Below are 26973 nucleotides of genomic sequence, written 5' to 3' on the forward strand. Positions count from 1 at the left end.
ACCACTGACAATCGCCGAGGTCGTTGTATTCCAGCAACATGTCCTTCACAGAACACGCGCGACAATGGGGAACCATGATCCGTTTCGAGCACGTCACCAAGCGGTATGCGGACGGCACCACGGCCGTCGACGACCTTTCCTTCGAGGTCGCCGAAGGTGAACTGGTCACGCTCGTCGGACCGTCGGGCTGCGGCAAGACGACCACCATGAAGATGGTGAACCGGCTGATCGAACCGACCGAGGGCCGGATATTCCTCGACGGGGACGACATATCCGCCATCGACCCCGTCCAGCTGCGGCGACGCATCGGCTATGTGATCCAGCAGGTCGGTCTGTTTCCGCACCGCACGGTGCTGGAGAACACCGCGACCGTCCCCCGTCTCCTCGGCTGGAAACGCGGAAAGGGCCGGGCCCGCGCGGCGGAACTCCTCGATCTGGTCGGACTCGATCCCTCCGTTTATGGCGACCGATATCCGGAACAGTTGTCCGGAGGGCAGCGTCAACGCGTGGGTGTCGCCAGGGCATTGGCGGCGGACCCGCCGGTCCTGCTGATGGACGAACCCTTCGGGGCCGTCGACCCGGTGGTGAGGGAACGCCTGCAGAACGAATTCCTGCGGCTCCAGGCCCAGGTCCGCAAGACCGTCCTGTTCGTCACGCACGACATCGAGGAAGCCGTCCGGCTCGGCGACCGCATCGCCGTCTACGGACAGGGGTCGATCGAGCAGTTCGACTCACCGGCCACCGTGCTCGGCGCCCCCGCCACCGGCTACGTCGCCGACTTCGTCGGCGCGGACCGCGGGCTCAAGCGGCTCTCGGTCACTCCCGTCGAGGAGAGCGACCTCGACCGGCCGCCGGTCGTCCACCTCGACGACCCGCTGGCCGCCGCGACCGAGCGGCTGCGCGCGGAGGGGGCGCGATGGGCCGTGGTGCTGGACGGCGACGGCCGGCTGCACGGCTGGATCCCGGCCGGTGACGCGCCGGCCGGCGCCGGAGGCACGGTCCGCGAGCACGCCCGCCGGATGGAGGCCTGGCTGCCCGTCGGCGCCCCGCTCAAACAGGCGTTCGCCACCATGCTCCAGCACGACGCCGGCTGGATCGCGGTCATCGACGAGCAGAGCGAGGGCCGGTTCCTGGGCGTGCTCACTCCCGCCCGCCTCCACGAAGCACTGCGCCGCTCGATCAGCGCCGACGACCGGGCCGTACCGCGCGCCGAGGTCGCCGTCGAGAGCGTGGCGGGCGTCGCGAAGGCCGAGGGCCGCTGAGCGGCCGGGCGGCCGGGCGTCGCGAAGGCCCCGGAATGGACCATGCGGTCGGACCTCGCGAAACCCGCAGGGCGCGGGGCGGACGGGCGTCGCGAAGCCCATGGCCAGGGAATGGAGCGGGGGTCATACAGCCCGAGGGCCGCTGAGCGGTCGGCCCGTCGGGCGTCGCGTGGACCCCGCGGTGAAGCGGTCAGCCAGGTGAGGCGGCTGCCGCAGGCGCTCGCGCGGCCCACGGGGCGTGGGCGACCGCGGGGCCGGGCCCACGCGACGCCCCCGGCCACCGCCCCCCGCGGCTCACGCCCCCGGCCACCGTCCCCCGCGGCCCACGGGGCATGGGCGACCGCGGGCCCGGACCCACGCGACGCCCCCGGCCGCCGCCCCGTCAGTTCTCGCTGAGCCGGCTGCTCATCCACTCCAGGGCCGCGGGGATCTCCCGGCGCCAGGTGTTGAAGTTGTGCCCGCCGCTGTCGAGGACGATCGACGAGACCTGGGCGGGCCGCTTCACCTTGGCCAGGAACGCCCGCGTACCGGCGTAGTTCGACTCGCCCCGGCGCGACGTCGTCACCAGGAAGGACGAGTCGGGCTGCGGCAGGTGGTCCAGGGTCCACAGCAGGTCGGCACGCCGGCGCGCCTGCTGGTCGCCGTGGAAGAGGTCACCGGTCGTCGGGTCCTCGGCCGCCTTGTAATACGCGGAGAGACCCGCGCTCGCCGTGAAGCGTGCCGGATGGTGCAGGCCGATCTTCAGGGCGCAGTACCCGCCGGTGGAGTTGCCGATGACCCCCCAGTTGCGGGCATGGTGCCCGACCCGGTAGCCGGCGGACACCGCGGACGGCAGATCCTCCGCGAGGAACGTCTCGGTCTTCGGGCCGCCCTTTATGTCCACGCACTCGGTGTCCCGGGGCGGAGCCAGCGTCGGCCGCAGCATCACCAGGATCATCGGCTGCGAGCGGCCGGCTTTCACCCTTTCGAGCGATGTGCGGGGGTAGGCGAGCCCCTTGATGAGGTTCTCCGAGGTGCCCGGATATCCGGTGAGCACCACGACCGCGGGGAACTTCCGCCGGGCGTACGCCTCCTGGAAGTACTCCGGCGGAAGGTACACATAGGCCGAGGTGTCGATCCCCGAGCGCCGCCCGGAGATCACGACCTTGTCGATCCGGCCCGCCACGGCGGGCCGCGTGACTCCCGGCACGTCGGGCCGCTGCGTCCCCACCCGGACGATGTTCTTCTCCGCCAGGGCCCCGGCGGCATGGTCGGTCACCACGCCCAACTCCTGCTTCTGGCCGAACAGGTCCGCCCAGGAGCCGTAGAAGAGGAACGAGTTGTTGGCCAGCAGGCCCACCGAGACGAAGACCGCCACCTGGGTCGCCAGCAGGAGGCCCACCCTGCCGAGCACCACCGGGACGCTTCGCCGGGCGAGCTTCGGCCAGAACCAGATCGTGACGGCGAACAGCGCGACGGCCAGCGCGATCGCCAGGATCAGCACTGCGTTGCCGGTAAGGCCCATGGGGGTTGAACTTTCTTGTCAGGAAATTTCCGGGTCATGGGTGAACCCACGGCCCGGAAGCCTCGTCCTAGAGGTCGCACATCGTCCGCAGGGCTCCGGCCGACGGACTCCACCAATCTCTCGCGGAACCACGGGAAGCGATGTCTGTCACGCTAGATGGGGATAAATCGGGATCGGTTCCGAATGGTGTACGCAAGTTCGTACACGGACCGCGGCCCGAAACCGTACCGGCACTCGTCGGCACCGCCTGCGCCGCCGTCGGCCTGATCGACGTCGCCGCGGGTGTCTTCCCGCGCTTCCGGCACAGCCGGATGCACACCCTCGCCGAGGTGCTCCCCGGCGCCCTCGGGCCGTTCGCCGCCGCGCTCTCGCTGAGCGCCGGCGTCCTGCTGCTGCTCTTGGCCCACGGCCTGAAGCGGCACAAGCGCCGGGCCTGGCGAGCCGCCGTCGTCCTCCTCCCGGCCGGTGCGGTGGCCCAGTTCGTCTACCGGCACTCGGTCCTGGGTGTCATCGTCTCGCTGACCTTGTGTTACCTGCTGGTACGCCACCGGAGCGAGTTCGCGGCGCTCCCCGATCCGCGCAGCCGTTGGCGGGCGCTGGCCAACTTCGTCCTGCTCGGCGCGGGTTCGCTCGGGCTCGGCCTGGTCATCGTCAGCGTCCACCCGGGCCGTCTGGTCGGGAACCCCAGCATCGCCGACCGGCTCCAGCACGTGCTGTACGGACTGTTCGGCTTCGAGGGCCCGGTCGACTACGCCGGCGACACCTCCTGGACCGTGGGCTACTCGCTGGGCGCGCTCGGTCTGCTGACCGCCGTCACCACCATCTACCTCGCCTTCCGGCCCGAACACCCGGCCGCCCGGCTGACCGAGGAGGACGAGGCCCGGCTGCGCGCCCTGCTGGAGCGGCACGGCGGCCGCGACTCGCTCGGCCACTTCGCGCTCCGCCGCGACAAGGCCGTGGTCTTCTCGCCCAGCGGCAAGGCCGCCGTCTGCTACCGCGTGGTGTCGGGGGTGATGCTGGCCAGCGGCGACCCCATCGGCGACGTGGAGGCCTGGCCCGGCGCCATCGAACGCTTCATGGACGAGGCCAGGGCGCACTCCTGGACCCCCGCCGTGATGGGCTGCGGCGAGACCGGCGGCGAGGTCTGGACCCGTGAGACCGGGCTCGACGCCCTGGAGCTCGGCGACGAGGCGGTGGTGGACGTCGCGGATTTCTCGCTCGCCGGACGCGCGATGCGCAACGTGCGCCAGATGGTGAAACGCATTGAGCGCGGCGGGTACGAGACGCGGGTCCGGCGGGTGGCCGACATCGGCGAGGCCGAACTGGCCCGCATCCGGCGGGCCGCCGCCGACTGGCGCGGCACGGACACCGAACGCGGATTCTCCATGGCGCTCGGCCGGATCGGCGACGGGGCCGACCGGGACTGCTTCGTCGCCACCGCCCACAAGCCCGACGAGCAGGACGCCGACTCCCCGTACGGTGATCTGAAGGCCGTGCTCCACTTCGTCCCGTGGGGCGTCGACGGCATGTCCCTGGACCTCATGCGCCGCGACCGCGCCGCGGACCCGGGGATGAACGAGCTGCTGATCGTCGCCTCCCTGCAGGCCGCGCCCCGGCTCGGCATCACCCGTGTCTCGCTGAACTTCGCGATGTTCCGCTCCGCCCTCGCCCGCGGCGAGAAGCTGGGGGCCGGGCCGGTGCTGCGGGTCTGGCGCGGGCTGCTGGTCTTCCTGTCCCGCTGGTTCCAGATCGAGTCCCTGTACAAGTTCAACGCCAAGTTCCGGCCCCGCTGGGAGCCCCGCTTCGTCGTCTACCGCACTGCCCGCGACCTGCCGCGGATCTCGCTGGCGGCCATGCAGGCCGAGGGCTTCGTCCACTTCGCGCTCCCCCGCCCGCTGGCCCGTCGGCTGCCGGCGGGCGAGCGACGCCCCTGCGCGCATGTACGGGTCCCCGCGGGGGAGCACGGCGCCCACCTGGCGTGAGGGGGCCTCACGGGCCCGCGGCCCGTCCGGTGGAGCAGCGCCCCGGCCCTGACCCACCGGCCAGGCCCTACGCTGGTCGTATGAGTACGTTGCATGGACGAGGCGTGGTGCGGGGCCTGCCGGAGTGGGATCGCTGCGCGGTCATGGGTGTCGTCAACGTGACCCCCGACTCCTTCTCCGACGGGGGCCGCTGGTTCGACACCACCTCGGCCGTCAAGCACGGTCTCGACCTGGTCGGCGAGGGCGCCGACCTGGTCGACGTCGGTGGTGAGTCGACGCGTCCCGGCGCGAGCCGGGTGGACGAGTCCGAGGAACTGCGGCGGGTGGTCCCGGTGGTCCGCGGCCTGGTCTCGGAAGGGGTCACGGTCTCCGTGGACACCATGCGGGCCCGGGTCGCCGAGCAGGCCGTCGCCGCCGGAGCGGTGCTGGTCAACGACGTGAGCGGCGGGCTCGCCGACCCGGACATGGTCCCCGTCGTCGCCGCCGCCGCGGTGCCGTTCGTCGTGATGCACTGGCGCGGCTTCAGCGAGTCCATGAACAGCAGGGCGGTGTACGACGACGTCGTCGCCGAGGTCGTCGCGGAACTGCGGATCCGGATGGACGCCGTGGTCGCCGGGGGTGTCGCCCCCGAACGGATCGTGATCGACCCGGGTCTCGGCTTCGCCAAGGACGCCGCGCACGACCTGGCGCTCATCGCCCGGCTGGACGCGCTGCACGGCCTCGGCCGCCCGCTGCTGGTCGCCGCCTCCCGGAAGCGCTTCCTGGGGCACGTGCTGGCCGGCGCGGGAGCCGCCCCGCCGCCCGCCCGCGAGCGCGACGCCGCGACCGCCGCGGTCTCGGCGCTCTCCGCCCGGGCCGGCGCCTGGGCCGTCCGGGTCCATGAGGTACGGGCCACCGCCGACGCCGTCCGGGTCGCCCGCGCGGTCGAAGGAGCCGCGTGAACGAGCCGCAGGACGAACAGACCTCCGCCGCCGACGACATCGCGGCGGTCGAGCGGGCCAACACCGCGTTCTACGAAGCCATGGAGCGCGGCGACCTGGACGAGCTGACGGGGCTCTGGCTGCCCGGGGAGGACCTCACGGTCTCCTGCGTCCACCCCGGCTGGCCGGTGCTGACCGGACGCGGCGAGGTACTGCGCAGTTACGCCCTGATCATGGCGAACACCGAGTACATCCAGTTCTTCCTGACCGACGTCCAGGTCTCCATGACGGGCGACACCGCCCTGGTGACCTGCACCGAGAACATCCTCAGCGGCGGCCCCGCCGAGGAGGGCAGCTCGCTGGGCCCGCTCGTCGGCCAGCTCGTCGTCGCGACCAACGTGTTCCGGCGCACCCCGGACGGCTGGAAGCTCTGGTCCCACCACGGCTCGCCCGTACTGACCGAAACCGGTGAGGAAGAGGACGAGGACCCGCCCTCCTGAGCGGGCGCCACGCCCACGGAGGCACCAAAAGCCGCCCGGGCGGGGTTGGGGCCGGGCGCATCCGGGTATCAGCGGCTACCAGCCCCGTACCGCCGTGTCCATGGCCCCCGCGGGGGAGGACTGTCGGCGCTCGCGGGTAGATTCGGAACCGGGGTACGCGGCCGCCCGCACGTGGTTCCGTGCCCCTCCGACAACAACAGCAGGAGTGATTCGCGTGGATCGTGTCGCGCTGCGCGGCCTCAAGGCCCGTGGGAACCATGGCGTCTTCCCCCGGGAACGGGAGGAGGGGCAGACGTTCATCGTGGACCTGGTGCTCGGCCTCGACACCCGCCCCGCGGCAGCCGCGGACGACCTCACGAAGACCGTGCACTACGGCGTGGTCGCCGAGGAGGTCGTCGCGGTCGTCCAGGGCGAACCCGTCGACCTCATCGAGACGCTCGCGGAGCGCATCGCCCAGCAGTGCCTCAAGCACGAAGGCGTCGAGGAGGTGGAGGTCGTGGTCCACAAGCCGGACGCGCCCATCACCGTCCCCTTCGACGACGTCACCGTCACCATCACCCGGAGCCGAGCATGACTGCATTTTCTACCGAGGGGCAGAGCGACCCGACCGTACAGCCGGTGCCCGCCTCCGTGGTCGAGCAGGTGGACGCCGCGGACATCACCCTCTCCAACCCCAAACGCGCCGTGATCTCCCTCGGCTCCAACCTGGGCAACCGCCTGGAGACCCTCCAGGGCGCCATCGACGCCCTGGAGGACACGCCCGGCCTCCGGGTCAAGGCCGTCTCCCCGGTGTACGAGACGGAGCCGTGGGGCGTCGACCCCGGCTCCCAGCCGTCGTACTTCAACGCGGTCGTCGTCGTGAAGACGACGCTGCCCCCGTCCTCCCTGCTGGAGCGCGGCCAGGCCATCGAAGAGGCGTTCGACCGGGTCCGTGAGGAGCGCTGGGGGCCGCGCACCATCGACGTGGACATCGTCGCGTACGCCGACGTCGTCTCCGACGACCCGGCCCTCACCCTCCCCCACCCCCGGGCCCGGGAGCGCGCCTTCGTCCTGGCTCCGTGGCACGACGTCGATCCCGAGGCCCAACTGCCGGGCGTCGGCCCGGTCGCCGGTCTGCTGGCCGGTGTCGGCCGCGACGGCGTACTGCCCCGGACCGACCTGGAACTCCGGCTGCCCGAGTAGTCGTTAGGCTCGGAGGAGAAGGCAGGACATCCACAGACGGCGAAGGGCGGCTCACCCGGTGAAGCAACTACGGCTCGGAGTACTGGCCGGCCTCTTCGCCGCAGCCGGGGTGCTGTCCTGGGGCGGCGCCCGCCTCTGGGACTCCCTCGGCACCCTGCCGGCCGTGCCGCTGGCCGCGCCCATCGTGCTCGCCGTGATCGCCGTGGTCCTGCTGGCGACGGCGCTCTCCCTCCGCTCCCGGCTGCGCGCCCAGCGCGAGCGCCGGCCGGGCGCGAAGGGCGTCGAGCCCCTGATGGCGGCCCGGGCCGTGGTCTTCGGTCAGGCCAGCGCCCTCGTCGTCGCCCTGGTCTCCGGGATGTACGGCGGCACCGGCGTCTTCCTGCTGGGCTCCCTCGACATGCCGCCCCGCCGCGACCAGGCCATCTACGCGGGCTTCGCGGTCCTGGCCGGCATCGCGGTGATCGCGGCGGCGCTGTTCCTGGAGCGCGTCTGCAAGCTCCCCGACGACGAGGACGACAACAAGAACGCGGCGGCGGCGTAGGCCACCGCCCGCTCCCGTCGCCGCGTCAGCGCGCCATGATCAGGCTCATGGCCTCGGCGCGCGTCGCGGGGTCGCGGAGCTGTCCGCGAACGGCGGAGGTCAGGGTCTTCGCCCCGGGCTTGCGGATTCCGCGCATCGACATGCACATGTGCTCGCACTCCACGACGACGATGACGCCGCGCGGCTCCAGGATCGCCATGAGGGACTCGGCGATCTGCGTGGTCAGCCGCTCCTGGACCTGCGGCCGGCGGGCGTAGACGTCCACCAGCCGGGCCAGCTTGGACAGACCGGTGATCTTGCCGCTGGTCGCCGGGATGTATCCGACGTGCGCCACTCCACGGAACGGCACCAGATGGTGCTCACAGGTGCTGAACACCTCGATGTCCTTGACCAGCACCATCTCGTCGTGACCCAGGTCGAACGTGGTCGTCAGGACGTCCTCGGGCTCCTGGTACAGGCCCGCGAAGATCTCCTTGTACGCCCGCGCCACCCGCCCCGGAGTCTCCCGCAGCCCCTCCCGGTCCGGGTCCTCCCCGACGGCGAGCAGCAGCTCCCGTATGGCCGCCTCGGCCCGCTTCTCGTCGAACTCGCCGATCGAACCCTGGCCGTCCAGCGTCACCGGGTCGGTCATCTGTGCCTCGTTCCTCTGAACTGTCCCTGCGTGGACGTCCACACAGGTGTAGGGCCTGTCCGGCGGATCAGGGTCGGACGGGCCCAAGGGAAAAGCCGCGCCCCCACAGGCTAAAACCTGGGGGACGCGGCATCCATTCCGGGCCCGGTGCGGCCCCCGTGACAGGGGCCACACCGGGGACGGCGTCTAACTCTCGGGACGCTCCTCGGGGGTCGCCTCGGTCACCGGAACCGTGTCCGTGACCGAGCCGTTCGCCGTGGTGGCGCCGTTGGTGAGGGCGAGCTCCTTCGGGGAGAGCACCGGCGGCCGGGTGGACGGCGTGCGCCGGGCGGAGCCGGTCCACGCCGGACGGGCCGGACGCTTGACGATCGGAGCGAAGATCTCGGCGATCTCCGCCTTGCCGAGGGTCTCCTTCTCGAGGAGCTGGAGAACCAGGGCGTCCAGAACGTCGCGGTTCTCGACCAGGATCTCCCACGCGTCGTTGTGCGCGGTCTCGATGAGCTTCTTGACCTCTTCGTCGACCAGCGCGGCGACCTCTTCCGAGTAGTCGCGCTGGTGGCCCATCTCGCGGCCCACGAACGGCTCGGTGTTGTCGCCACCGAACTTGATCGCGCCGAGCCGCTCCGTCATGCCGTACTGCGTGACCATCGCGCGGGCCGTTGCGGTGGCCTTCTCGATGTCGTTCGCAGCGCCGGTCGTCGGGTCGTGGAAGACCAGCTCCTCGGCCGCGCGCCCGCCCAGCATGTAAGCCAGCTGGTCGAGCATCTCGTTGCGCGTCGTGGAGTACTTGTCCTCCTCCGGGAGCACCATCGTGTAACCGAGGGCGCGGCCGCGGGAGAGGATCGTGATCTTGTGGACCGGGTCCGACTGAGGTGAGGCCGCCGCGACCAGGGCGTGTCCGCCCTCGTGGTACGCGGTGATCTTCTTCTCCTTCTCGGACATGATCCGGGTCCGCTTCTGCGGACCCGCCACGACGCGGTCGATGGCCTCGTCGAGCATGGCGTTGTCGATGAGCTTCTGGTTGCTGCGCGCCGTGAGGAGCGCCGCCTCGTTCAGCACGTTCGACAGGTCGGCACCGGTGAAGCCGGGCGTACGACGGGCGACGGCGCCGAGATCGACGTCCGGCGCGACCGGCTTGCCCTTCTGGTGGACCTTGAGGATCTCCAGACGGCCCTGCATGTCCGGCCGGTCGACCGCGATCTGCCGGTCGAAACGGCCCGGGCGCAGCAGCGCCGGGTCGAGGATGTCCGGCCGGTTCGTGGCGGCGATCAGGATGACGCCGCCCTTCACGTCGAAGCCGTCCATCTCCACGAGCAGCTGGTTCAGCGTCTGCTCGCGCTCGTCGTGACCGCCGCCCATGCCGGCGCCGCGGTGCCGGCCGACGGCGTCGATCTCGTCGACGAAGACGATCGCCGGGGCGTTCGCCTTGGCCTGCTCGAAGAGGTCACGGACACGGGAGGCACCGACACCGACGAACATCTCGACGAAGTCGGAACCGGAGATCGAGTAGAACGGGACGCCCGCCTCGCCCGCGACGGCGCGTGCGAGCAGCGTCTTGCCCGTACCGGGAGGCCCGTACAGCAGGACACCCTTGGGGATCTTGGCGCCGACGGCCTGGAACTTCGCCGGCTCCTGGAGGAACTCCTTGATCTCGTGGAGCTCCTCGACCGCCTCGTCCGACCCCGCCACATCGGCGAAGGTCGTCTTCGGGGTGTCCTTGGTGATCAGCTTGGCCTTGGACTTACCGAACTGCATGACCTTGGAGCCGCCACCCTGCATCTGGTTCATCAGAAACAGGAAGACGACCACGATGAGGACGAACGGCAGCAGCGAGAAGAGGATCGAGACGAACGGGGACTGCTTCGACGGCGAGACGGTGTAACCCTTCTCGATGTCACCGCTCTCGAACTTCTTCTGCAGCGTGTCGGCGAGCTGAACGCCCTGGTTGCCGATGTAGCTCGCCTGGAACTTGCTGCCGGACTCGCCGGAGAGCTTCTGGCCGTCCTTCAGCTCAATCTTGAGGATGTGATCGTCACCGGTGGTCAGCTTGGCCTGCTCCACCTGGTTCTTACTGATCGCCTGGATCACCTTGCCGGTGTCCACCGTCTTGTAGCCGCCGGACGAGCCGACGACCTGCATCAACACGACCACGGCGAGGACGGCCAGCACGATCCACATGACCGGCCCACGGAAGTATCGCTTCACGTCCATCCATACGGAGCGAAGTCGCCCCGTCCCTCCTGCCCGTAGGTAAATGCTGCTGTGAGTAAAGACTGTTCTTCGGACGGTACCCCAGCATTGTCACCGAGGACCGCCGAGGACGTCTGTCAAACCCGCCTTCGAAGGCTCAACGGCGGGAAAACGATGAGGGTTCCCCGGAGCCGGGGCGGGTTCGCCGCCGCGGCGGTCAGCCGCCGTACACGTGCGGGGCGAGGGTGCCGACGAACGGGAGGTTGCGGTACTTCTCCGCGTAGTCCAGCCCGTAGCCGACGACGAACTCGTTGGGGATGTCGAAGCCGACCCACTTGCAGTCGAGCGCGACCTTCGCCGCGTCGGGCTTGCGCAGCAGGGTGCAGATCTCCAGCGAGGCGGGCTCGCGCGAACCCAGGTTCGACATCAGCCAGGACAGCGTCAGGCCCGAGTCGATGATGTCCTCGACGATCAGGACGTGCTTGCCCTTGATGTCGGTGTCCAGGTCCTTGAGGATCCGGACGACACCGGAGGACTGGGTGCCCGCGCCGTACGACGAGACGGCCATCCAGTCCATGGTGACGGGGGTGGACAGCGCGCGCGCCAGGTCCGCCATGACCATCACCGCGCCCTTGAGGACTCCGACGAGGAGGAGGTCCTTGCCCGCGTACTCCGCGTCGATCTTCGCGGCCAGCTCGACGAGCTTCGCGTCGATCTCTTCCTTGGTGAGGAGCACCGACTGAAGGTCGGTGCCCATGTCCTTCTCGTTCACCCGCGTCTCTTTCTTTGCCTGCCGGGTCCGGGATGGTGTCCCGGGCCTGCGCGGCCGCTCGCCTGCATGTCAGCCGCTTGTGCGTCAGCTCTGCCGGATCACCAGTCTGCCACCCTGGCGCAGGGCTTCGACGCGGCCGGGGAGGTTGATGGCCTGCTGGCCGCGCCAGCCGGTGATGAGCCGGTCGACTTCCTCGATGTGCCGGGCGAAGAGCGAACCGGCCGGGGAACCGGCCTCTATGGCGGCCCGGCGCAGGACCCGGCGGCGGACCGCGGGCGGCAGCACGTGCAGCTTGGCGCACTCCAGCCGGCCCGCGTCGTCGCGTACGTCACGTCCGGCCTCGGCGGCCCAGGTGTCCAGGGCGTCGGCGTCGTCGCGGGAGAGCTGCGCCGTACGGGCGAGCGCCTCGACGACCCCCTTGCCCAGCGCCTTCTCCAGGGCGGGCAGGCCCTCGTGGCGCAGCCGGGAGCGGGTGTAGGCGGGGTCGATGTTGTGCAGGTCGTCCCAGACGGGCAGGGACTGGGCCAGGCAGGCCGTGCGGGCGGTCTGCCGGTCGAGCTGGAGGAAGGGGCGGCGGTAGCGGCCGGCCGGTCCGGACGCGGCGGCCATGCCGGACAGGGAGCGGATGCCGGAGCCGCGGGCGAGGCCCAGCAGCACCGTCTCCGCCTGGTCGTCGCGGGTGTGGCCGAGCAGGACGGCCGCGGCGCCGTGGCGTTCGGCGGCGGCGTCCAGGGCCGCGTAGCGCGCGTCCCGGGCGGCGGCCTCCGGCCCGCCCTCGTGGCCGACGCGCACCGCGACGGCCTCGACCGGGTCGAGGCCCATGGCGGTGAGGCGGCCGACGACCTCGGTGGCACGGGCGTCGGAGCCGGCCTGGAGGCCGTGGTCGACGGTGATGCCGCCGGCCCGGACGGCGAGTTTCCGGGCCTCGAAGGCGAGGGCGGAGGCGAGCGCCATGGAATCGGCGCCGCCGGAGCATGCCACGAGCACCAGGGGGGTATCGGTGCGTTCGGGAAGCGCGGGGCGCCCCCTGCCCGCTCCGGCTTCGGCGAGCTCGGGGTGCGGGGCGCGGCCGGTGTGGCCGGTGTGTTCGGTCTGATCGGCGAATTCGGTGAGTACGTCGTGGAGTACGCGGCGGACCGCCAGGCGTATCGCCGCGACCGCAGGATGGGGACCCATGTCCGGTGCCCTTCGTGAAGGTCTGGAGAGGTGCCTCCGAGTGGCGGACGGCAAGAAGCGCCGTCACTCAGAGTGCGTCGATGGTGACAGAGCAAACCCGTTCATCGAGCATTGCACGCCTTCCCATGCCTCTACGGTCCCTCGGATGGGTGATTACCGGCGCGTTGCCCTCGGGTCATCGGCTCGCGTACGGCCCCTGATCACGACTCCGCCTTACGGTGCACCCTCGCGATCCAGTCCTCGGGTGCGGCGATCTCCGCCTTGGTCGGGAGGGTGTTGGGCGACGTCCAGACCCGGTTGAAGCCGTCCATGCCGACCTCGTCGACGACGGCGCGCACGAACCGTTCGCCGTCGCGGTACTGGCGCAGCTTGGCGTCGAGCCCCAGCAGCTTGCGCAGTGCCTGGTCGAGACGGCTCGCGCCTCGCGCCCTGCGCTGCTGGAACTTCTCCCGGATGTCGCCGACGGAGGGCACCACCTCGGGGCCCACGCCGTCCATCACGTAGTCGGCGTGGCCCTCCAGCAGGGACATCACCGCGGTGAGCCGGCCGAGGATCTCGCGCTGGGCGGGCGTCTGGACGATCTCGACGATGCTGCGGCCGCCGTCCTCGCCCTCCTCGCCCTCGGGCCGGCCGCCGGCCAGCGACTGGGCGGCCTCGCGGAGCCGTTCGAGCACGGTCATCGGGTCGACGTCGGTCTCGTCGAGAAATGACTGGATCTCGCCCTGGAGATGGTCGCGGAGCCAGGGCACCGCGGTGAACTGCGTGCGGTGCGTCTCCTCGTGGAGGGCGACCCAGAGGCGGAAGTCGTGCGGGTCGACCTCCAGCTCCCGTTCGACGTGGACGATGTTCGGGGCGACCAGCAGGAGCCTGCCGCCGCCGTCGGCCGAGGCCGGGAGTTCGCGCGTGACGGGGGCGAACGTCTCGTACTGGCCGAGGACCCGGGAGGCCAGGAACGACAGCAGCATCCCCACCTCGACGCCGGTCACCTTCGAGCCGACCGCGCCGAGCACGGCGCCGCCCGTACCGCCGCCGCGCCGCTCCTCCATCTTGTCCAGGAGGGGGCGCAGCAGTTCCCGGAAGCCCGCGACGTTGGCCCTGATCCAGCCCGCCCGGTCGACGACCAGGACCGGGGTGTCCTCCGGTTCGGTCCCTTCCGGGATCATCCGGGTGAAGGAACGGACGTGCTCCTCCGCCGCCTTGGCATGCCTGCGCAGCTCCGCGACGACCTCGCGGGCCTCCTCGCGGCTGATCTCGGGACCCGGCCGCACAAGCCGGGTCGCTGTCGCGACCGCGAGTTTCCAGTCGACCATCCCGGCACCACCGATGCTCGTCATGCGTCAACCGTACGTGCTCGGCCCTTGATGCGGTGAGGTGTTGACCGGCTCGGCGGCCGGGGCGCCGGCTTCGGCCGGCGAGGCCCGGCGGGTGGGTGCCGGGGCGTGGCCGACCGGTCCGGGGCCGCCCGCCGGCCCCTCACCCCCGGCCGGCGGCCAGTGCGGTCGCGAGCGCGTCGAGCGCCGACTGCGCCTCGGACGGGGCGGTGGTGCCCGACGCGAGGAACGCGAACGCGAGCAGCCGGCCGCGGGGGCCGACGACCGTGCCGGAGAGGGTGTTGACGCCGGTGAGGGTGCCGGTCTTGGCGCGGATCAGTCCGGTGCCGCCGGTCTTCGTGGTGTAGCGGTCGCTGAGCGTGCCGCTGAAGCCGGCCACCGGGAGGCCCGTGAGGACGGGGCGCAGCTCCGGATGGTCCTGGTCGGCCGCGCGGGCCAGGAGCCCGGCGAGCAGGGCGGCGGTGACCTTGTCGTGGCGGTCGAGCCCGCTGCCGTCGGCGATGTTCACGCCCTTCAGGGGCAGGCCCAGCTTCTTCAGCTGCGCGGTGACGGCTCGTCGGCCGCCCTTGAAGTCGGCGGGTTGGCCCGTGGCGAGCGCGGTCTGCCGGGCGAGTGCCTCGGCGATGTCGTTGTCGCTGTTGGTCAGCGCGCGTTCGACGAGGGCGGACAGCGGGACGGAGAGGTGCTTGGCGACGGGCCGGGACTTCGCGGCCGGCCGGCCGGGGGCGGCGCCGTCCCCGGTGGTGATCCCGGCCTCCTCCAGCAGTTCGCCGAACGCGTCTGCGGCGTCGCGGGCCGGGTCGTCGCTGCGGGGCGCGGGGCCGCTGGAGGTGTCGTCGAGCCGCCCCTCGTCGATCATCAGGGCGCTGACGGGTGCGATGTTCTCGTTGGGGCCGATCGGGTGGAGTGCGGGTCCGGAGTAGCCGGAGCTGTCGTACCGCAGCCGCACCGAGCGGACCCCGCCGTCCTTGAGTGCGCGGGCGGTGTCGGCGGCCAGGGAGCGCAGGGCCGCCCGGTCGAGGGTGGGGTCGCCGCCGCCGGCCAGGGTCACGGTGCGCAGGTCGGCGGAGGCCCGGACGGTGGTGGGGATGCGGTGGTCGGGGCCGAGTGCGGTCAGGGCCGCGACCGTGGTGGCGATCTTGACGGTGGAGGCGGGCGTCATGGGGGTGTCGGCACCCAGCCCGTACAGCCGCTTGCCGGTGGCGGTGTCGATGACGACGGCGGTGCGCCGCGTACCGAGCGCGGGGGCCCTCAGCAGGGGCTCCAGCAGGCCGCGGAGGGCTGCCGCCGCTCCCTCCGGGGCCCCGGGGGCGTCCGGCGCGGAGTCGTCGGCGCCGGTGCCCAGCGCCGCGAGGACGGCCGGGGCGCTGGGCGCCGGGGCCGGGCCCGAAGGGGCGGCGGGCTCGTGATGTGCGCCACCTGTACGGGACCGGGCGGCCGCCCAGTCCTGCTCGGCCTTACGCTGACCCTCGTCCCAGGGACCGGCGGCGAAGACGGCGCCGGCTGCGAGCGCCAGGCCGAGGACGGCGGAGACAGCCGTGAACTGCCGGTCGCTCAGTCCGTTGCGCATGCCCAGCCGGTCCGTGAGGGCCGTGACGCCCCGCGCCGAAAACGGATTGATCGACGGTCTTTTCACCGGTTCAGCCACCGTTGACCAGCCCCTTTCGCGAGCACACATCTCCGTGGGGGACACTTAACCACCAGACGTATGTGTTGATCATGGAGGAGCCACCCGTGGAGTTCGACGTCGTTATCGAGATCCCTAAGGGTTCGCGGAACAAGTACGAGGTGGACCACGAGACCGGTCGGATCCGCCTGGACCGTCGACTCTTCACCTCGACCAGCTACCCGGCGGACTACGGCTTCGTCGAGAACACCCTCGGCGAGGACGGCGACCCGCTGGACGCGCTGGTCATCCTGGAGGAGCCGACCTTCCCCGGCTGCCTCATCAAGTGCCGCGCGATCGGCATGTTCCGGATGACGGACGAGGCCGGCGGCGACGACAAGCTGCTGTGCGTGCCGGCCTCCGACCCCCGGGTGGAGCACCTGCGCGACATCCACCACGTGTCGGAGTTCGACCGCCTGGAGATCCAGCACTTCTTCGAGGTCTACAAGGACCTGGAGCCGGGCAAGTCCGTCGAGGGCGCCGACTGGGTCGGCCGCGCCGAGGCCGAGGCCGAGATCGAGAACTCGTACAAGCGCCTCGAGGCGCAGGGCGGCGCGCACTGACGTTCCGCTTGCGGTTCTGAACAGCTGCCGGGCGGTACACCTCCAGGGGTGTGCCGCCCGTTCGCATGCCCACCCTTGGGCGCGGCCATACTGGGCAGGAGCGCAGCCGAGGATGCGCAGCCGACGAGGATCGAGGTCGAGTGGTGGCGGAACCGGGCGGTCCCGATGACCAGAAGCCCCAGTCCGACGAGGCGCGCAGCGCCTTCTCCCAGCCCGCCGGGGTCGGGAGGTCCACCTCGCCGTCGGACGACGACCATCCGACGTCGGAGTTCTCTCTGCCTTCCGGTGTGACACCCGAGCCACCGGGCCCGGCGTCCGGCCCGGCAACGGGTTCCGCTTCCGGCTCGGACACGATCGGTTCCGCTTTCGCTCCGCCGCGCACCTACGACGCCCGGAACTCCCCGCCCGCCTTCACGCCCGCCCACGGCGTCCCGATGATCCGGCTGACCAAGGAGGCCCCTTGGCAGGACCGGATGCGCACGATGCTGCGGATGCCGGTCGCCGAGCGTCCGGCTCCGGAACCGGTGCAGCGGCACGACGACGCGGGCCCCGCGGTGCCACGCGTGCTCGACCTGACCCTGCGTATCGGGGAATTGCTGCTCGCCGGCGGCGAGGGGGCCGAGGACGTCGAGGCGGCGATGTTCGCGGTCACCCGCAGTTACGGGCTCGACCGCTGCGAGCCGACCGTCACCTTCACGCTGCTGTCGATCTCGCACCAGCCGTCGCTGGTCGACGACCCGGTGACGGCGAGCCGGACCGTACGCCGCCGTGGCACCGACTACACCCGGCTGGCGGCGGTCTTCCGGCTCATCGACGACATCACCACCGAAGAGGGCGAGATCTCGCTGGAGGAGGCCTACCGGCGGCTGGCGGAGATCCGCCGCAACCGGCATCCGTACTCCGGCTGGGTGCTCACGCTGGCCGCCGGCGGGCTGGCGGGCGCCGCATCGGTGCTGGTCGGCGGCGGGCCCCTGGTGTTCCTGATCGCGGCGCTCGGAGCGATGCTCGGCGACCGGCTGGCCTGGCTGTGTGCCGGGCGCGGGCTGCCGGAGTTCTACCAGTTCGTCGTGGCGGCGATGCCGCCCGCCGCGATGGGCGTGGCGCTGACGCTCACCCACTGGTCGGACGTGCGGCCCTCGGCGGTGATCACGGGTGGACTGTTCGCGCTGCTGCCGGGGCGGGCGCTGGTCGCCGGTGTGCAGGACGGCCTGACCGGCTACTACATCACCGCGGCGGCCCGGCTGCTGGAGGTCATGTACTTCTTCATCGCCATCGTCACCGGGGTGCTGCTCGCTCTCTACGGAGGGCTGCAACTGGGTGCGGAGCTGGACCCGGAGGCGCGGTTCATCACCCACGACCGGCCGGTGATCCAGATCCTGGCGTCGATGGTGCTGACCCTCTCCTTCGCGATCCTGCTCCAGCAGGAGCGGGCCACGGTGCTGGCGGTGACCCTCAACGGCGGGGTGGCCTGGATCATCTACGCCGCGATGGCCCGGACGGGCGGCCTCTCCGCGGTGGCGGCCACCGCCGCCGCGGCCGGCCTCGTCGGGCTGTTCGGGCAGTTGTTCTCGCGCTACCGCTACACCTCGTCGCTGCCGTTCATCACGGCCGCGATCGGACCGCTGCTGCCCGGCTCGGCCACGTACTTCGGTCTGCTGGGCGTCGCGCAGAACGAACTGGACCGGGGGCTCGCCTCGCTGTCGACCGCGGTGGCGACGGCGCTGGCCATCGCCATCGGGGTGAATCTGGGAAGCGAGATCTCGCGGCTGTTCATGCGGGTGCCGGGGGCGGTCGGCGGAGCGAACCGCCGCGCGGCCAAGCGGACGCGCGGCTTCTGACCGGGGGCGGGCGCTCCCGGTCCCCGGAGGTGTCAGCGCTTGGCGTGGCGGCCGCCGCGACGGCTCGCGGCCGCGCCGCCGCCGGCAGCCGGGTCCTGGGCCTCGGCCCCGCCCGACGCCGCTTCCTTCTTCGACTTGCCGCGGGCGCGCAGGAACTCGATGCCGATCGGCACGACCGAGATCAGCACGATCAGGACCAGCATCGCCTCGATGTTCTGGTGCACGAACTCGATCCGGCCGAGCCCCGCCCCCAGGAGCGTCACCCCGACACCCCAGAGGACTCCGCCGATGATGTTGAACGTGATGAACGAGCGGTAGTTCATCCGGCTGACACCGGCGATGATCGGCGTGAACGTCCGCACGACGGGCACGAAGCGGGCCAGGATCAGCGACTTCGGGCCGTACTTCTCGAAGAACTCGTGGGCCTTCTCGACGTTTTCCTGCTTGAAGAGGCGGGAGTCAGGCCGGTTGAAGAGCGAGGGGCCGACCTTGCGGCCGAAGAGGTACCCCACCTGGTCGCCGATGATCGCCGCCAGCCCGACCAGGAGGCAGACCAGCCACAGCGGGGTGTCCAGCTTGCCCGTCGTCACCAGCAGACCCGTGGTGAACAGGAGCGAGTCGCCGGGCAGGAAGAACCCGATCAGCAGCCCGGACTCGGCGAAGACGATGACCAGCACACCGATCAGCCCGAACTGCCCGATGAGGTGGTCCGGGTCCAGCCAGCTGGGTCCGAGCGCAAGCGTATTCAAGGGTCCGGGCTCCAGGATGTGGTCGATGGCGGCTGCGTGGCCGCCCAAAACTATCAACGCCGCAGCCCCCCTCCCGGTTCCATCGACCCCCGCGAAGATGCACACCGGGCGAACCGGGGCAAAACTCTTCCCCAGGAGGTGCCACCCCATGGGCATTGAGGATTACGGCGGCGGTCAGGCGACACAGTCCGACGTGCTGGTCGTCACCACCAATGACGTACCCGGCCACCAGGTGACCCAGGTCATCGGGGAGGTCTTCGGTCTGACGGTCAGGTCCCGCCACCTCGGCAGCCAGATCGGCGCCGGACTGAAGTCCATGATCGGCGGCGAGCTGAAGGGGCTGACCAAGACGCTCGTCGAGACCCGCAACCAGGCCATGGAACGGCTGGTCGAGCAGGCGCGGGCGCGCGGCGCCAACGCGGTGCTGATGATGCGGTTCGACGTGTCCGAGGCGGCCGACGTCGGCACGGAGGTCTGTGCGTACGGAACCGCCGCGGTGATCAGCAGGAACTGAGCGGTCTGCCGGGGGCGGGGCGCCCGGCGATCCGGTGCGACAGCAGCGCGTGCCGGCGGCGCAGGTGCTCCTGCGGGTCCGCGTCCGGGTCGTCGAGCAGGACCGCGATCCCGTCGAGCGCGAAGCCGGGCTCCCGGTGGAACAGGATCCGCCGCGGCCGGCCGAGGTCGGCGTCGTCGCAACGCCGGCGACCCGCGTGGCTGCGCGCGCCGGGCGCGAGCAGTCCGCTGCCGTCGTCGTGGCGCAGGGCGCGCACCGTCACTCCGGCGTATCCGGGGACCGGTCCCACGGAGTGCTCACGGCTCCCCGCTCCATCCCTGGGTGGTACGCGTCCGAGCCTCGCCCCTGACGCGACGTGAGGTGCACCTCCGAAACGCCGAGAGCACTGCACCATTTGGGGGCTTATAGGCGTTTTGCATGGCTATGGTGAGCCGATGGCCACCGCATCCGCCGGCGATTCCGCCGTCTCCGCCGAGCCGGCCCCCGCACGCCGGCTCCTGCTGGTCATCGTGCCCGCCCTGGCCGTCGGCGTGGTCTCGGCCCTCGTCCTGCTCGGCGTCAGCCTGCTCGCGGAACAGTTGCAGGACGTCCTCTGGAAGACGCTGCCCGACGCCCTGTCGGTCGGCCGGTACTCCTCGCTGTGGATGATCGTGATGCTCACCGCGACGGGCCTGGTGACCGGACTGGCCATCCGGGCGGTGCCCGGCCGGGCGGGCCCCGACCCGGCGACCATGGGGCTGGTCGACCCGCCGCTGGCGCCCGGCGTGGTGCCGGGACTGCTGGTGGTGACGGTCCTGGCCCTGGCGGGCGGCGTCAGCCTCGGTCCGGAGAATCCCATCACCGCGGCCAACATCGCGCTGGCCTACTGGGCCGGCCGCCGGCTGACCCCCGGCGCCCCGGCCGCGCTGTGGGTCGCGCTCGCCGCCGCGGGCACCATCGGCGCGCTCTTCGGCACCCCGGTCGCCGCCGCGCTGATCCTCTCCGAGACGCTCGCCACACGCGCCGGCCCGGGGGCCCTGTGGGACCGGCTCTTCGGGCCGCTCACCGCGGGGGCGGCGGGCGCGGTCACCATGACGCTGGCCGCCCACCCCACCTTCGACCTGTCGCTGCCGGCCTACCCCCACGCCCACTGGAGCGACCTGCTCTCCGCGTGCGTGATCGCCACCGCGGGTGCGGCACTCGGACTGGCCGCGGTGTACGCCTTCCCCCACGTGCACCGCGCCTTCCGGGCGCTGCGGCACCCGGTCCTGGCCCTGACCGCGGGCGGGCTGCTGCTCGGCCTGCTCGGGGCCCTCGGGGGGCACCTCACCTTGTTCAAGGGGCTGGAGGAGGTGAAGGTACTGGCCGCCGATCCGGACGGCTGGTCGGCGGGGGAGTTCGCGGTCATGGCGGTGGTGAAGACCGTCGCCCTGCTGGTGGCCGCGACCTGCGGCTTCCGGGGCGGCCGGATCTTCCCCGCGGTGTTCTGCGGCGTCGCGCTCGGGCTGTGCGCGCACGCCCTGGCCGGCGGGGTGCCGGTGGCCCTCGCCGTGACGTGCGGGGTGCTGGGCGTCCTGCTGGCCGTCACCCGGCAGGGCTGGCTGAGCCTGTTCACGGCGGCGGTGCTCGCCTCCGACATGAGGCTGCTCCCCCTGCTGTGCGTCGCCACGCTGCCGGCCTGGCTGCTGGTGACCGGGCGGCCGCAGATGCAACTGCGCGCGGACGGCACGCCGCTGCGCTGAGCGGGACGGCGCGCCGCGGGCAGCCCGCCCGACGCGCCGGAGTCGCCCACTATCCGTATCGTCTGATTCTGTCCGAATTGTTTGACTCATTCGGTTCTGTCGATGAGAGCTGCGAAGGGCAGGTCCGCGATGCCGCTCCACAAGGGCGCCACCCACACCACCGAACCCTCCGAGAAGCGGCGCCGGCTCGCGCTCAACCCCTTCTTCGGGGAGGCCGACCCGACCGCCGGGATGGAGTCCGCGCCGCCCCGGCACAAGCTGCCGGACGGACCGCTGCCGCCCGCCACCGCGTACGGCCTCGTCCATGACGAGCTGATGCTGGACGGCAACTCGCGGCTCAACCTGGCCACGTTCGTCACCACCTGGATGGAGCCCCAGGCCGGTGTGCTGATGGGCGAGTGCCGCGACAAGAACATGATCGACAAGGACGAGTACCCGCGCACCGCCGAGCTGGAACGGCGCTGTGTGGCGATGCTCGCCGACCTCTGGAACGCCCCGGACCCCTCGGCGGCCGTGGGCTGTTCGACGACCGGGTCCAGCGAGGCCTGCATGCTGGCCGCCATGGCGCTCAAACGCCGCTGGGCGGCCAAGAACACGGACCGCTACCCCTCGACCGCCCGGCCCAATCTCGTCATGGGCGTCAACGTGCAGGTCTGCTGGGACAAGTTCTGCACCTTCTGGGAGGTCGAGCCGCGCCTCGTCCCGATGGAGGGCGACCGCTTCCACCTCGACCCGCAGGCCGCCGCCGACCTCTGCGACGAGAACACCATCGGCGTCGTCGGCGTCCTCGGCTCCACCTTCGACGGCAGCTACGAGCCCATCGCCGAACTCTGCGCCGCACTCGACGCCCTCCAGGAGCGCACCGGCCTGGACATCCCCGTCCACGTCGACGGGGCATCGGGTGCGATGGTGGCGCCGTTCCTGGACGAGGATCTGGTGTGGGACTTCCGCCTCCCGCGGGTCTCCTCGATCAACACGTCCGGGCACAAGTACGGCCTGGTCTACCCGGGCGTCGGCTGGGCGCTGTGGCGCTCACCCGCGGAACTGCCCGAGGAACTCGTCTTCCGGGTCAACTACCTGGGCGGCGACATGCCCACCTTCGCGCTGAACTTCTCCCGGCCGGGCGCACAGGTCGTGGCGCAGTACTACACCTTCCTGCGACTGGGCCGGGAGGGATACAAGGCCGTGCAGCAGGCGTCCCGTGACGTGGCCATGGGGCTGGCGGACAAGATCGAGGAACTCGGCGACTTCCGCCTGCTCACCCGGGGCGACGAGTTGCCCGTCTTCGCGCTGACCACCAAGCCGGAGGTGACGGCGTACGACGTCTTCGACGTGTCGCGCCGGCTGCGGGAGCGCGGCTGGCTGGTGCCCGCGTACACCTTCCCCGCCAACCGGGAGGACCTGTCGGTGCTGCGGATCGTGTGCCGCAACGGCTTCTCGTCGGACCTGGCGGAACTGCTGCTGGAGGACCTGCGGCTGCTGCTGCCGGAGCTGCGCGGGCAGTCGCATCCGCTGACCCGGGACCACGCCGCGGCGACGTCGTTCCACCACTAAGGGCCGGCGGAGCCGGTCGCGTACGGGTTCTTCTCGCCCTCGGCCAGCACGCCGACGAACGGCTCGCCCTCGCCCGCGAAGGTGTACGCCCCGCCCTCGATGCGCTCGATCAGCCCCCGGGTCCACTCCGCGCCGGCGTCCGCCGAGTGCACCCACATGTTCATGATCTCGCCGATGTGGCCGATCGACTCCGGGCCCGCCGGGGGCGTGTAGTACCCGGTGACCGAGCTCCGCCACCGGGCGAGGCCCGCCACCCGTTCCTTGAGCAGGGCCACGGCCTCGCCCCGTTCCAGGTCGACGATGCCGCCCAGCCCGGCGGACAGCACGTCCAGCTTCTGGTCGTACGAGGTCAGCGCCGCGCGCAGCAGAGTGAAGTACTCCTCGTCGCCCCGTGCGGTGATCTCGTACTCGGTGCGCGGCGGGCCGCCCGCCGTGCTCGGCGCCACCTCATGGGCGAGCAGCACGCCCTGCTTCGCCATCTGCTTCAGTGCGTGGTAGATCGACCCCGGCTTGGCGTTGGACCACTCGTGGGCGCCCCAGTACTCCAGGTCGTTGCGGATCTGATAGCCGTGCGCCCGGCCGTGCTGCCGCACGGCGCAGAGGACCAGCAACCGGATCGCCGACATGCCCACCCACCTTTCCACTCACACCTTCGACGAGCGTAGCGGTGGGTGATCCGGAGCGGGACGACACTCCGGTCAGAGCGGGAAGGCACTCCGGCCGTGCTGGATCGATATCCACTTCTGGGTCGTGAACGCCTCCACCGCCGCCTCGCCGTTCAGCCGGCCGGTCCCGGAGTCCTTCTCCCCGCCGAAGGCGACCAGCGGATCGTCCTGGACGGTGGCGTCGTTGACGTGGAACATTCCGCTGTCGATCCGCTGGGCGAAGCGCACCCCGCGTTCGGCGTCGGCGGTGTGCACGGCGCCGCTGAGCCCGTAGGGACTGCTGTCGGCGATCCGTACGGCTTCCTCCTCGCCGTCGAACTCGATCAGCAGCGCCACCGGGCCGAAGATCTCCTGGGAGAGCAGCGGCGAGCCGTCCGGGAGCCCGGTGAGCACGGTGGGCTCGACGAGGTTGCCGCGGGTACGGCCCCGGACCAGCGCCGTGGCCCCCTCCGCGAGCGCCTGGTCGACCAGGGCGGTCAGCGCGTCGGCCTGGAAGGTGTCGATGACCGGGCCGATCTGCGTCTGCGGGTCGCGGGGGTCGCCGGTCCGGAGCGCGGCCACCCGGGCGACGAACTTCTCGGTGAACTCGGGTGCCACGGCACGGTCCACCAGGATCCGGTTGGCGGCCATGCAGACCTGGCCCTGGTAGACGAAGCGGCTGAAGACGGCGGAGTCGACGGCGTAGTCGATGTCCGCGTCGTCGAGCACCACCAAGGCGCTGTTGCCGCTGAGTTCGAGAATGGTGCGCTTGAAGAGCGCGCCCGCCGTCGCGGCGACATGGCGTCCCACCCGGTCCGACCCGGCGAAGGAGATCACCTTGGGGACGGGGTGCTCGATGAACGCGTCCCCTATCTCGGCTATGTCGGTCACGACGACGTTGAGCAGCCCGGCCGGCAGCCCGGCCTCCTCGAAGATGCGGGCGATCAGCCCGCCCCCGGTCACCGGCGCGTTCTGGTTCGGCTTGACGACGACCGCGTTGCCGAGCGCCAGGGCCGGCGAGACGGACTTCATCGTCACCAGGAAAGGGAAGTTGAAGGGGCTGATGACGCCGACGACGCCGACCGGAATCCGGTAGAGGCGGTTCTCCTTGCCGTCCACCGGGGAGGGCAGGATCCGGCCCCCGGGGTGCAGCGCCTGGTGGGCGGCCTCGCGCAGGAAGTCCTGGGCGGCCCTCAGCTCGTACAGCGCCTTCGCCCGGGTACCGCCCAGTTCGTCGATGACCGCCTCGACGATGCCGTCGGCCAGTTCCTCCGTGACGCGAAGGGCCCGCTCCAGGACGCGGCGGCGCTCGTAGGGACCGGTGGCGGCCCAGTCGCGCTGGGCGCGCTCGGCGGCGCGGTAGGCGCGGTCGACCTCGTCGGCGGTGGCGACGGTGACGGCGGCGAGCTTTTCCCCGTTGTAAGGATTGAAATCGATGATGTCCCACGAGCCGGTACCGGTGCGCCATTCACCGTCGATGTACTGGGCGGCCAGCTCGTGGAAGAAGGACATGCGATCCCTTACTGCAGGTGCAGACTCCTGTCGGTACGTCATCGTACTGAAATTTCAGGAGAGTTGGAGAAGACCACGGAGCAGATCCCGGCTCTCCTCCGGACCCGGGCTGTCTTCGTGGAGCCGGACCATCGCCTTTTCGTACTGGGCGACTTCTTCGGCCTTGTCCAGATAGAGCGCACTTGTCAGCTGCTCCAGATAGACAATGTCCGACAGATCGGATTCCGGGAATCGCAGCATCGTGAAAGAACCGCTCTCACCCGCGTGTCCGCCGAAGCTGAACGGCATCACCTGGAGCGTGATGTTCGGCCGTTCCGACATGTCGATCAGGTGGCGCAACTGGGTGCGCATCACTTCCCGCCCACCGTAGGGGCGGCGCAGCGCCGCCTCGTCCAGTACGGCGTGGAAGCGGGGGGCCCGTTCGGAGACGAGGGCCTTCTGGCGTTCCAGTCGCAGGGCGACCCGGCGGTCGATCTCGGCGGCGGGCGCGCCGCGCATGCCCCGCGAGACGACCGCGTGCGCATAGTCCTCGGTCTGCAACAGACCGTGCACGAACTGGACTTCGTAGATCCGGATGAGCGAGGCCGCGCCTTCCAGGCCGATGTACGTCTGGAACCAGCCGGGCAACACGTCCCCGTAACTGTGCCACCAGCCCGCCACGTTGGCCTCCCGGGCCAGACCGAGCAGGGAGTCGCGCTCCGCCTCGTCCGTGACTCCGTACAGCGTGAGCAGGTCCTCGACGTCCCTGGCCTTGAAGCTCACCCGTCCCAACTCCATGCGGCTGATCTTCGATTCGGAAGCCCGGATGGAGTAGCCGGCCGCCTCACGGGTGATGCCACGTGAGTCCCGCAGCCGCCTGAGCTGCGAGCCCAGCAGGATGCGCCGCACCACGGATCCACTCGACTCGCCTGCCGCCACTGGTCCAGCCCTCCCCATCGCTTCCTGGACTTCGGGGTCCCCCCGAACCCCAAGAGCCGGATTCTGCCATCAAAACGCTTCAGCCCGTACTCATTCGATTACGGAAATGGGAAGACTTTCAGGAGGCCTCGAAACTACGTACAGGAAGAAATGAGCAAGAACCGGCACGGTATCGGACAGGTCCGGCGCGTGCACGTGCATCTGCCCTTGCATCTGCTCTGCGCATTGGGAACGATGGGCCTCGCGCACCTGCGTGCTCGTTCGTGTTGTGCCGCTGTACCCGTGTACCCGCAGTACCGATACAGCCGCGATTCCCGGGAGTGCCTCGCATGGGGACGAATGGATCGACGATGCTCGAGCCGTTACGGCAGGGGCTTCCCCCCATCGATCCCTCGGCCGTCTCCGGGTCAGCCACCTGCACCCTGCCCGCCCGCTACGAAGCCGTCGGCGGGGCACGGCAGTTCACCCGGGCGACCCTGGGCGGCTGGGGTCTGAGCGAGCGCTTCGACGACGTCGCGCTCGTCGTCTCCGAACTGGTCACCAACGCCCTGCGGCACGCCCTGCCCGCCGACACCCCGCGCGAGCCCCAGGACCCGCCCGTCCGGCTGCATCTGATGCGCTGGACCTCGCGGCTGGTGTGCGCGGTGCGCGATCCCAGCCAGGCGAGCCCCGTCGCGTCCGAGGCCGAGGACTCCGCGGAGTCGGGCCGCGGCCTGTTCCTCGTGGACTCCTTCAGCGACTGCTGGGGCTGGCACCCCTCACCCGTACTGACCGCGGAGAGCTCCGCCGGTTCGGCGCCGCGCGGAAAGGTCGTCTGGGCGCTCTTCCGGCTGTCCGACCCGGCGTGACCCGGGTTCGGACGGGACGCCCGTCCGCTCCGCCCGAGGCCTGAGCACCGAAAGGGGTTCAGGCCTCCGCGACGAGGTGGTCGAACTCGCCGTCCTTCACGCCGAGCAGCAGCGCCTCTATCTCCGCGGGCGTGTAGACCAGCGCCGGCCCGTCGGGGTGGCGTGAATTGCGCATGGCCACGTCTCCCCCGGGCAGCTTCGCGAACTCCACGCAGGAGCCTTGGGAGTTGCTGTGCCTGCTCTTCTGCCAGACGACTCCGCGAAGCTCTGTGGCCGCCATGCCGTTGTACACGTGGTGCACAGGACGCTCCCCGAGTTGCAAAGTGCAAGTGTCAACTGTCTCGGATCATAGCTGTGTTCAATTTCCCGTGCATGAGCGGATGCACGGGCAGATGCACGTGCACGGGGGGTGTTCCCCCGGTTACAGCGCTCCGCAGAAGAAAGACGAACGAGCG

At 71.0% G+C, this 26973-nt stretch carries 25 protein-coding genes and 1 pseudogene; 13 read left to right on the plus strand and 13 right to left on the minus strand.

Annotated elements, in window-relative coordinates; genetic code table 11:
- The first annotated feature begins 74 nt into the window (after positions 1-74).
- Positions 75-1262: a betaine/proline/choline family ABC transporter ATP-binding protein gene (locus ABZ454_RS29270; protein ID WP_356319428.1), complete on the plus strand. Its 1188-nt coding sequence runs from the start codon at positions 75-77 to the stop codon at positions 1260-1262.
- 382 nt (positions 1263-1644) lie between these two features.
- Here the strand turns inward: ABZ454_RS29270 and ABZ454_RS29275 are convergent, their stop codons facing one another.
- Positions 1645-2766, minus strand: a complete 1122-nt coding sequence (locus ABZ454_RS29275; protein ID WP_359542370.1) for an alpha/beta hydrolase-fold protein — start codon at positions 2764-2766, stop codon at positions 1645-1647.
- 140 nt (positions 2767-2906) lie between these two features.
- Here ABZ454_RS29275 and ABZ454_RS29280 point away from each other — a divergent pair, with 140 nt between their 5' ends.
- The 6 genes from ABZ454_RS29280 to ABZ454_RS29305 all read left to right on the plus strand — a co-directional run bounded on the left by ABZ454_RS29280 (position 2907) and on the right by ABZ454_RS29305 (position 7891).
- On the plus strand, positions 2907-4748 hold the full coding sequence (locus ABZ454_RS29280) for a phosphatidylglycerol lysyltransferase domain-containing protein (RefSeq protein ID WP_359542373.1): 1842 nt from the start codon (positions 2907-2909) through the stop codon (positions 4746-4748).
- 143 nt (positions 4749-4891) lie between these two features.
- Positions 4892-5689: a dihydropteroate synthase gene (gene folP, locus ABZ454_RS29285; RefSeq protein WP_359542490.1), complete on the plus strand. Its 798-nt coding sequence runs from the start codon at positions 4892-4894 to the stop codon at positions 5687-5689.
- On the plus strand, positions 5686-6168 hold the full coding sequence (locus tag ABZ454_RS29290; protein ID WP_356319432.1) for a nuclear transport factor 2 family protein: 483 nt from the start codon (positions 5686-5688) through the stop codon (positions 6166-6168). The genes folP and ABZ454_RS29290 overlap by 4 nt, the downstream gene beginning before the upstream one ends.
- Before the next feature lie 214 nt (positions 6169-6382).
- Positions 6383-6742 (plus strand): dihydroneopterin aldolase, encoded by a 360-nt coding sequence (gene folB / locus ABZ454_RS29295; protein WP_356319433.1) that lies wholly within the window; start codon positions 6383-6385, stop codon positions 6740-6742.
- A complete protein-coding gene (gene folK / locus ABZ454_RS29300; RefSeq protein WP_356319434.1) occupies positions 6739-7350 on the plus strand; it encodes a 2-amino-4-hydroxy-6-hydroxymethyldihydropteridine diphosphokinase in 612 nt (203 codons plus the stop codon). The genes folB and folK overlap by 4 nt, the downstream gene beginning before the upstream one ends.
- Positions 7351-7408: 58 nt before the next feature.
- Positions 7409-7891: a DUF3180 domain-containing protein gene (locus tag ABZ454_RS29305; RefSeq protein WP_356319435.1), complete on the plus strand. Its 483-nt coding sequence runs from the start codon at positions 7409-7411 to the stop codon at positions 7889-7891.
- Positions 7892-7916: 25 nt separating this feature from the next.
- Here ABZ454_RS29305 and folE read toward each other — a convergent pair whose 3' ends face one another.
- The 6 genes from folE to dacB form a co-directional block, all read right to left on the minus strand.
- Complete coding sequence (gene folE, locus ABZ454_RS29310) at positions 7917-8522, minus strand: GTP cyclohydrolase I FolE (protein ID WP_356319436.1); 606 nt, start codon at positions 8520-8522, stop codon at positions 7917-7919.
- A gap of 186 nt (positions 8523-8708) precedes the next feature.
- Positions 8709-10733 carry an ATP-dependent zinc metalloprotease FtsH gene (ftsH, locus tag ABZ454_RS29315; protein ID WP_356319437.1) on the minus strand — a complete coding sequence of 675 codons (2025 nt, stop codon included), beginning with the start codon at positions 10731-10733 and terminating at the stop codon, positions 8709-8711.
- 196 nt (positions 10734-10929) lie between these two features.
- The gene (hpt, locus tag ABZ454_RS29320; protein ID WP_037777945.1) at positions 10930-11469 is read right to left on the minus strand and encodes a hypoxanthine phosphoribosyltransferase; all 540 of its coding nucleotides are present in this window, start codon (positions 11467-11469) and stop codon (positions 10930-10932) included.
- A gap of 99 nt (positions 11470-11568) precedes the next feature.
- The gene (gene tilS / locus ABZ454_RS29325; protein ID WP_359542375.1) at positions 11569-12660 is read right to left on the minus strand and encodes a tRNA lysidine(34) synthetase TilS; all 1092 of its coding nucleotides are present in this window, start codon (positions 12658-12660) and stop codon (positions 11569-11571) included.
- Between the two features lie 200 nt (positions 12661-12860).
- Entirely contained in the window at positions 12861-13994 is a 1134-nt protein-coding gene (locus ABZ454_RS29330; RefSeq protein WP_359542377.1) for a zinc-dependent metalloprotease, read from the minus strand.
- Between the two features lie 139 nt (positions 13995-14133).
- Complete coding sequence (gene dacB, locus ABZ454_RS29335; protein WP_359542379.1) at positions 14134-15639, minus strand: D-alanyl-D-alanine carboxypeptidase/D-alanyl-D-alanine-endopeptidase; 1506 nt, start codon at positions 15637-15639, stop codon at positions 14134-14136.
- An 86-nt stretch (positions 15640-15725) separates the two neighbouring features.
- On the opposite strand from dacB, the gene ABZ454_RS29340 reads away from it, so the two are divergent.
- Together ABZ454_RS29340 and ABZ454_RS29345 are read left to right on the plus strand one after the other, a co-directional pair.
- Positions 15726-16220: an inorganic diphosphatase gene (locus ABZ454_RS29340; RefSeq protein WP_123460069.1), complete on the plus strand. Its 495-nt coding sequence runs from the start codon at positions 15726-15728 to the stop codon at positions 16218-16220.
- A 140-nt stretch (positions 16221-16360) separates the two neighbouring features.
- Positions 16361-18058, plus strand: coding sequence for a threonine/serine exporter family protein (locus ABZ454_RS29345; protein ID WP_356319441.1), 1698 nt, complete (start codon positions 16361-16363; stop codon positions 18056-18058).
- Positions 18059-18090: 32 nt separating this feature from the next.
- Here ABZ454_RS29345 and ABZ454_RS29350 read toward each other — a convergent pair whose 3' ends face one another.
- Positions 18091-18807, minus strand: coding sequence for a VTT domain-containing protein (locus ABZ454_RS29350; RefSeq protein ID WP_359542384.1), 717 nt, complete (start codon positions 18805-18807; stop codon positions 18091-18093).
- A gap of 148 nt (positions 18808-18955) precedes the next feature.
- Between ABZ454_RS29350 and ABZ454_RS29355 the strand changes: the two genes are divergently transcribed.
- Complete coding sequence (locus tag ABZ454_RS29355; protein WP_356319443.1) at positions 18956-19321, plus strand: YbjQ family protein; 366 nt, start codon at positions 18956-18958, stop codon at positions 19319-19321.
- 28 nt (positions 19322-19349) lie between these two features.
- On the opposite strand, the pseudogene ABZ454_RS29360 reads toward ABZ454_RS29355, so the two are convergent.
- Positions 19350-19610, minus strand: a pseudogene (locus ABZ454_RS29360) (MerR family transcriptional regulator); the annotation flags it as partial.
- 145 nt (positions 19611-19755) lie between these two features.
- On the opposite strand from ABZ454_RS29360, the gene ABZ454_RS29365 reads away from it, so the two are divergent.
- Positions 19756-21042 carry an ion channel protein gene (locus ABZ454_RS29365; RefSeq protein ID WP_359542387.1) on the plus strand — a complete coding sequence of 429 codons (1287 nt, stop codon included), beginning with the start codon at positions 19756-19758 and terminating at the stop codon, positions 21040-21042.
- Between the two features lie 129 nt (positions 21043-21171).
- Positions 21172-22596: a glutamate decarboxylase gene (locus tag ABZ454_RS29370; protein ID WP_359542492.1), complete on the plus strand. Its 1425-nt coding sequence runs from the start codon at positions 21172-21174 to the stop codon at positions 22594-22596.
- On the opposite strand, the gene ABZ454_RS29375 is transcribed toward ABZ454_RS29370, so the two are convergent.
- From ABZ454_RS29375 to ABZ454_RS29385, 3 genes are all read right to left on the minus strand, one after another.
- Entirely contained in the window at positions 22593-23222 is a 630-nt protein-coding gene (locus tag ABZ454_RS29375; RefSeq protein ID WP_359542390.1) for a PadR family transcriptional regulator, read from the minus strand. The two genes, ABZ454_RS29370 and ABZ454_RS29375, sit on opposite strands and share 4 nt — an antisense overlap.
- A 72-nt stretch (positions 23223-23294) precedes the next feature.
- Entirely contained in the window at positions 23295-24752 is a 1458-nt protein-coding gene (locus ABZ454_RS29380; RefSeq protein ID WP_359542393.1) for an aldehyde dehydrogenase family protein, read from the minus strand.
- A 54-nt stretch (positions 24753-24806) separates the two neighbouring features.
- A complete protein-coding gene (locus ABZ454_RS29385) occupies positions 24807-25688 on the minus strand; it encodes a helix-turn-helix transcriptional regulator (protein ID WP_356319447.1) in 882 nt (293 codons plus the stop codon).
- 332 nt (positions 25689-26020) lie between these two features.
- On the opposite strand from ABZ454_RS29385, the gene ABZ454_RS29390 reads away from it, so the two are divergent.
- Positions 26021-26518, plus strand: a complete 498-nt coding sequence (locus ABZ454_RS29390; protein ID WP_356319448.1) for an ATP-binding protein — start codon at positions 26021-26023, stop codon at positions 26516-26518.
- A 58-nt stretch (positions 26519-26576) separates the two neighbouring features.
- Here ABZ454_RS29390 and ABZ454_RS29395 read toward each other — a convergent pair whose 3' ends face one another.
- On the minus strand, positions 26577-26819 hold the full coding sequence (locus ABZ454_RS29395; protein ID WP_356319449.1) for a DUF397 domain-containing protein: 243 nt from the start codon (positions 26817-26819) through the stop codon (positions 26577-26579).
- Positions 26820-26973 lie beyond the last annotated feature (154 nt).

Origin of the sequence: Streptomyces sp. NPDC005803 (assembly GCF_040630435.1) — a bacterium.
GTDB lineage: Bacteria > Actinomycetota > Actinomycetes > Streptomycetales > Streptomycetaceae > Streptomyces.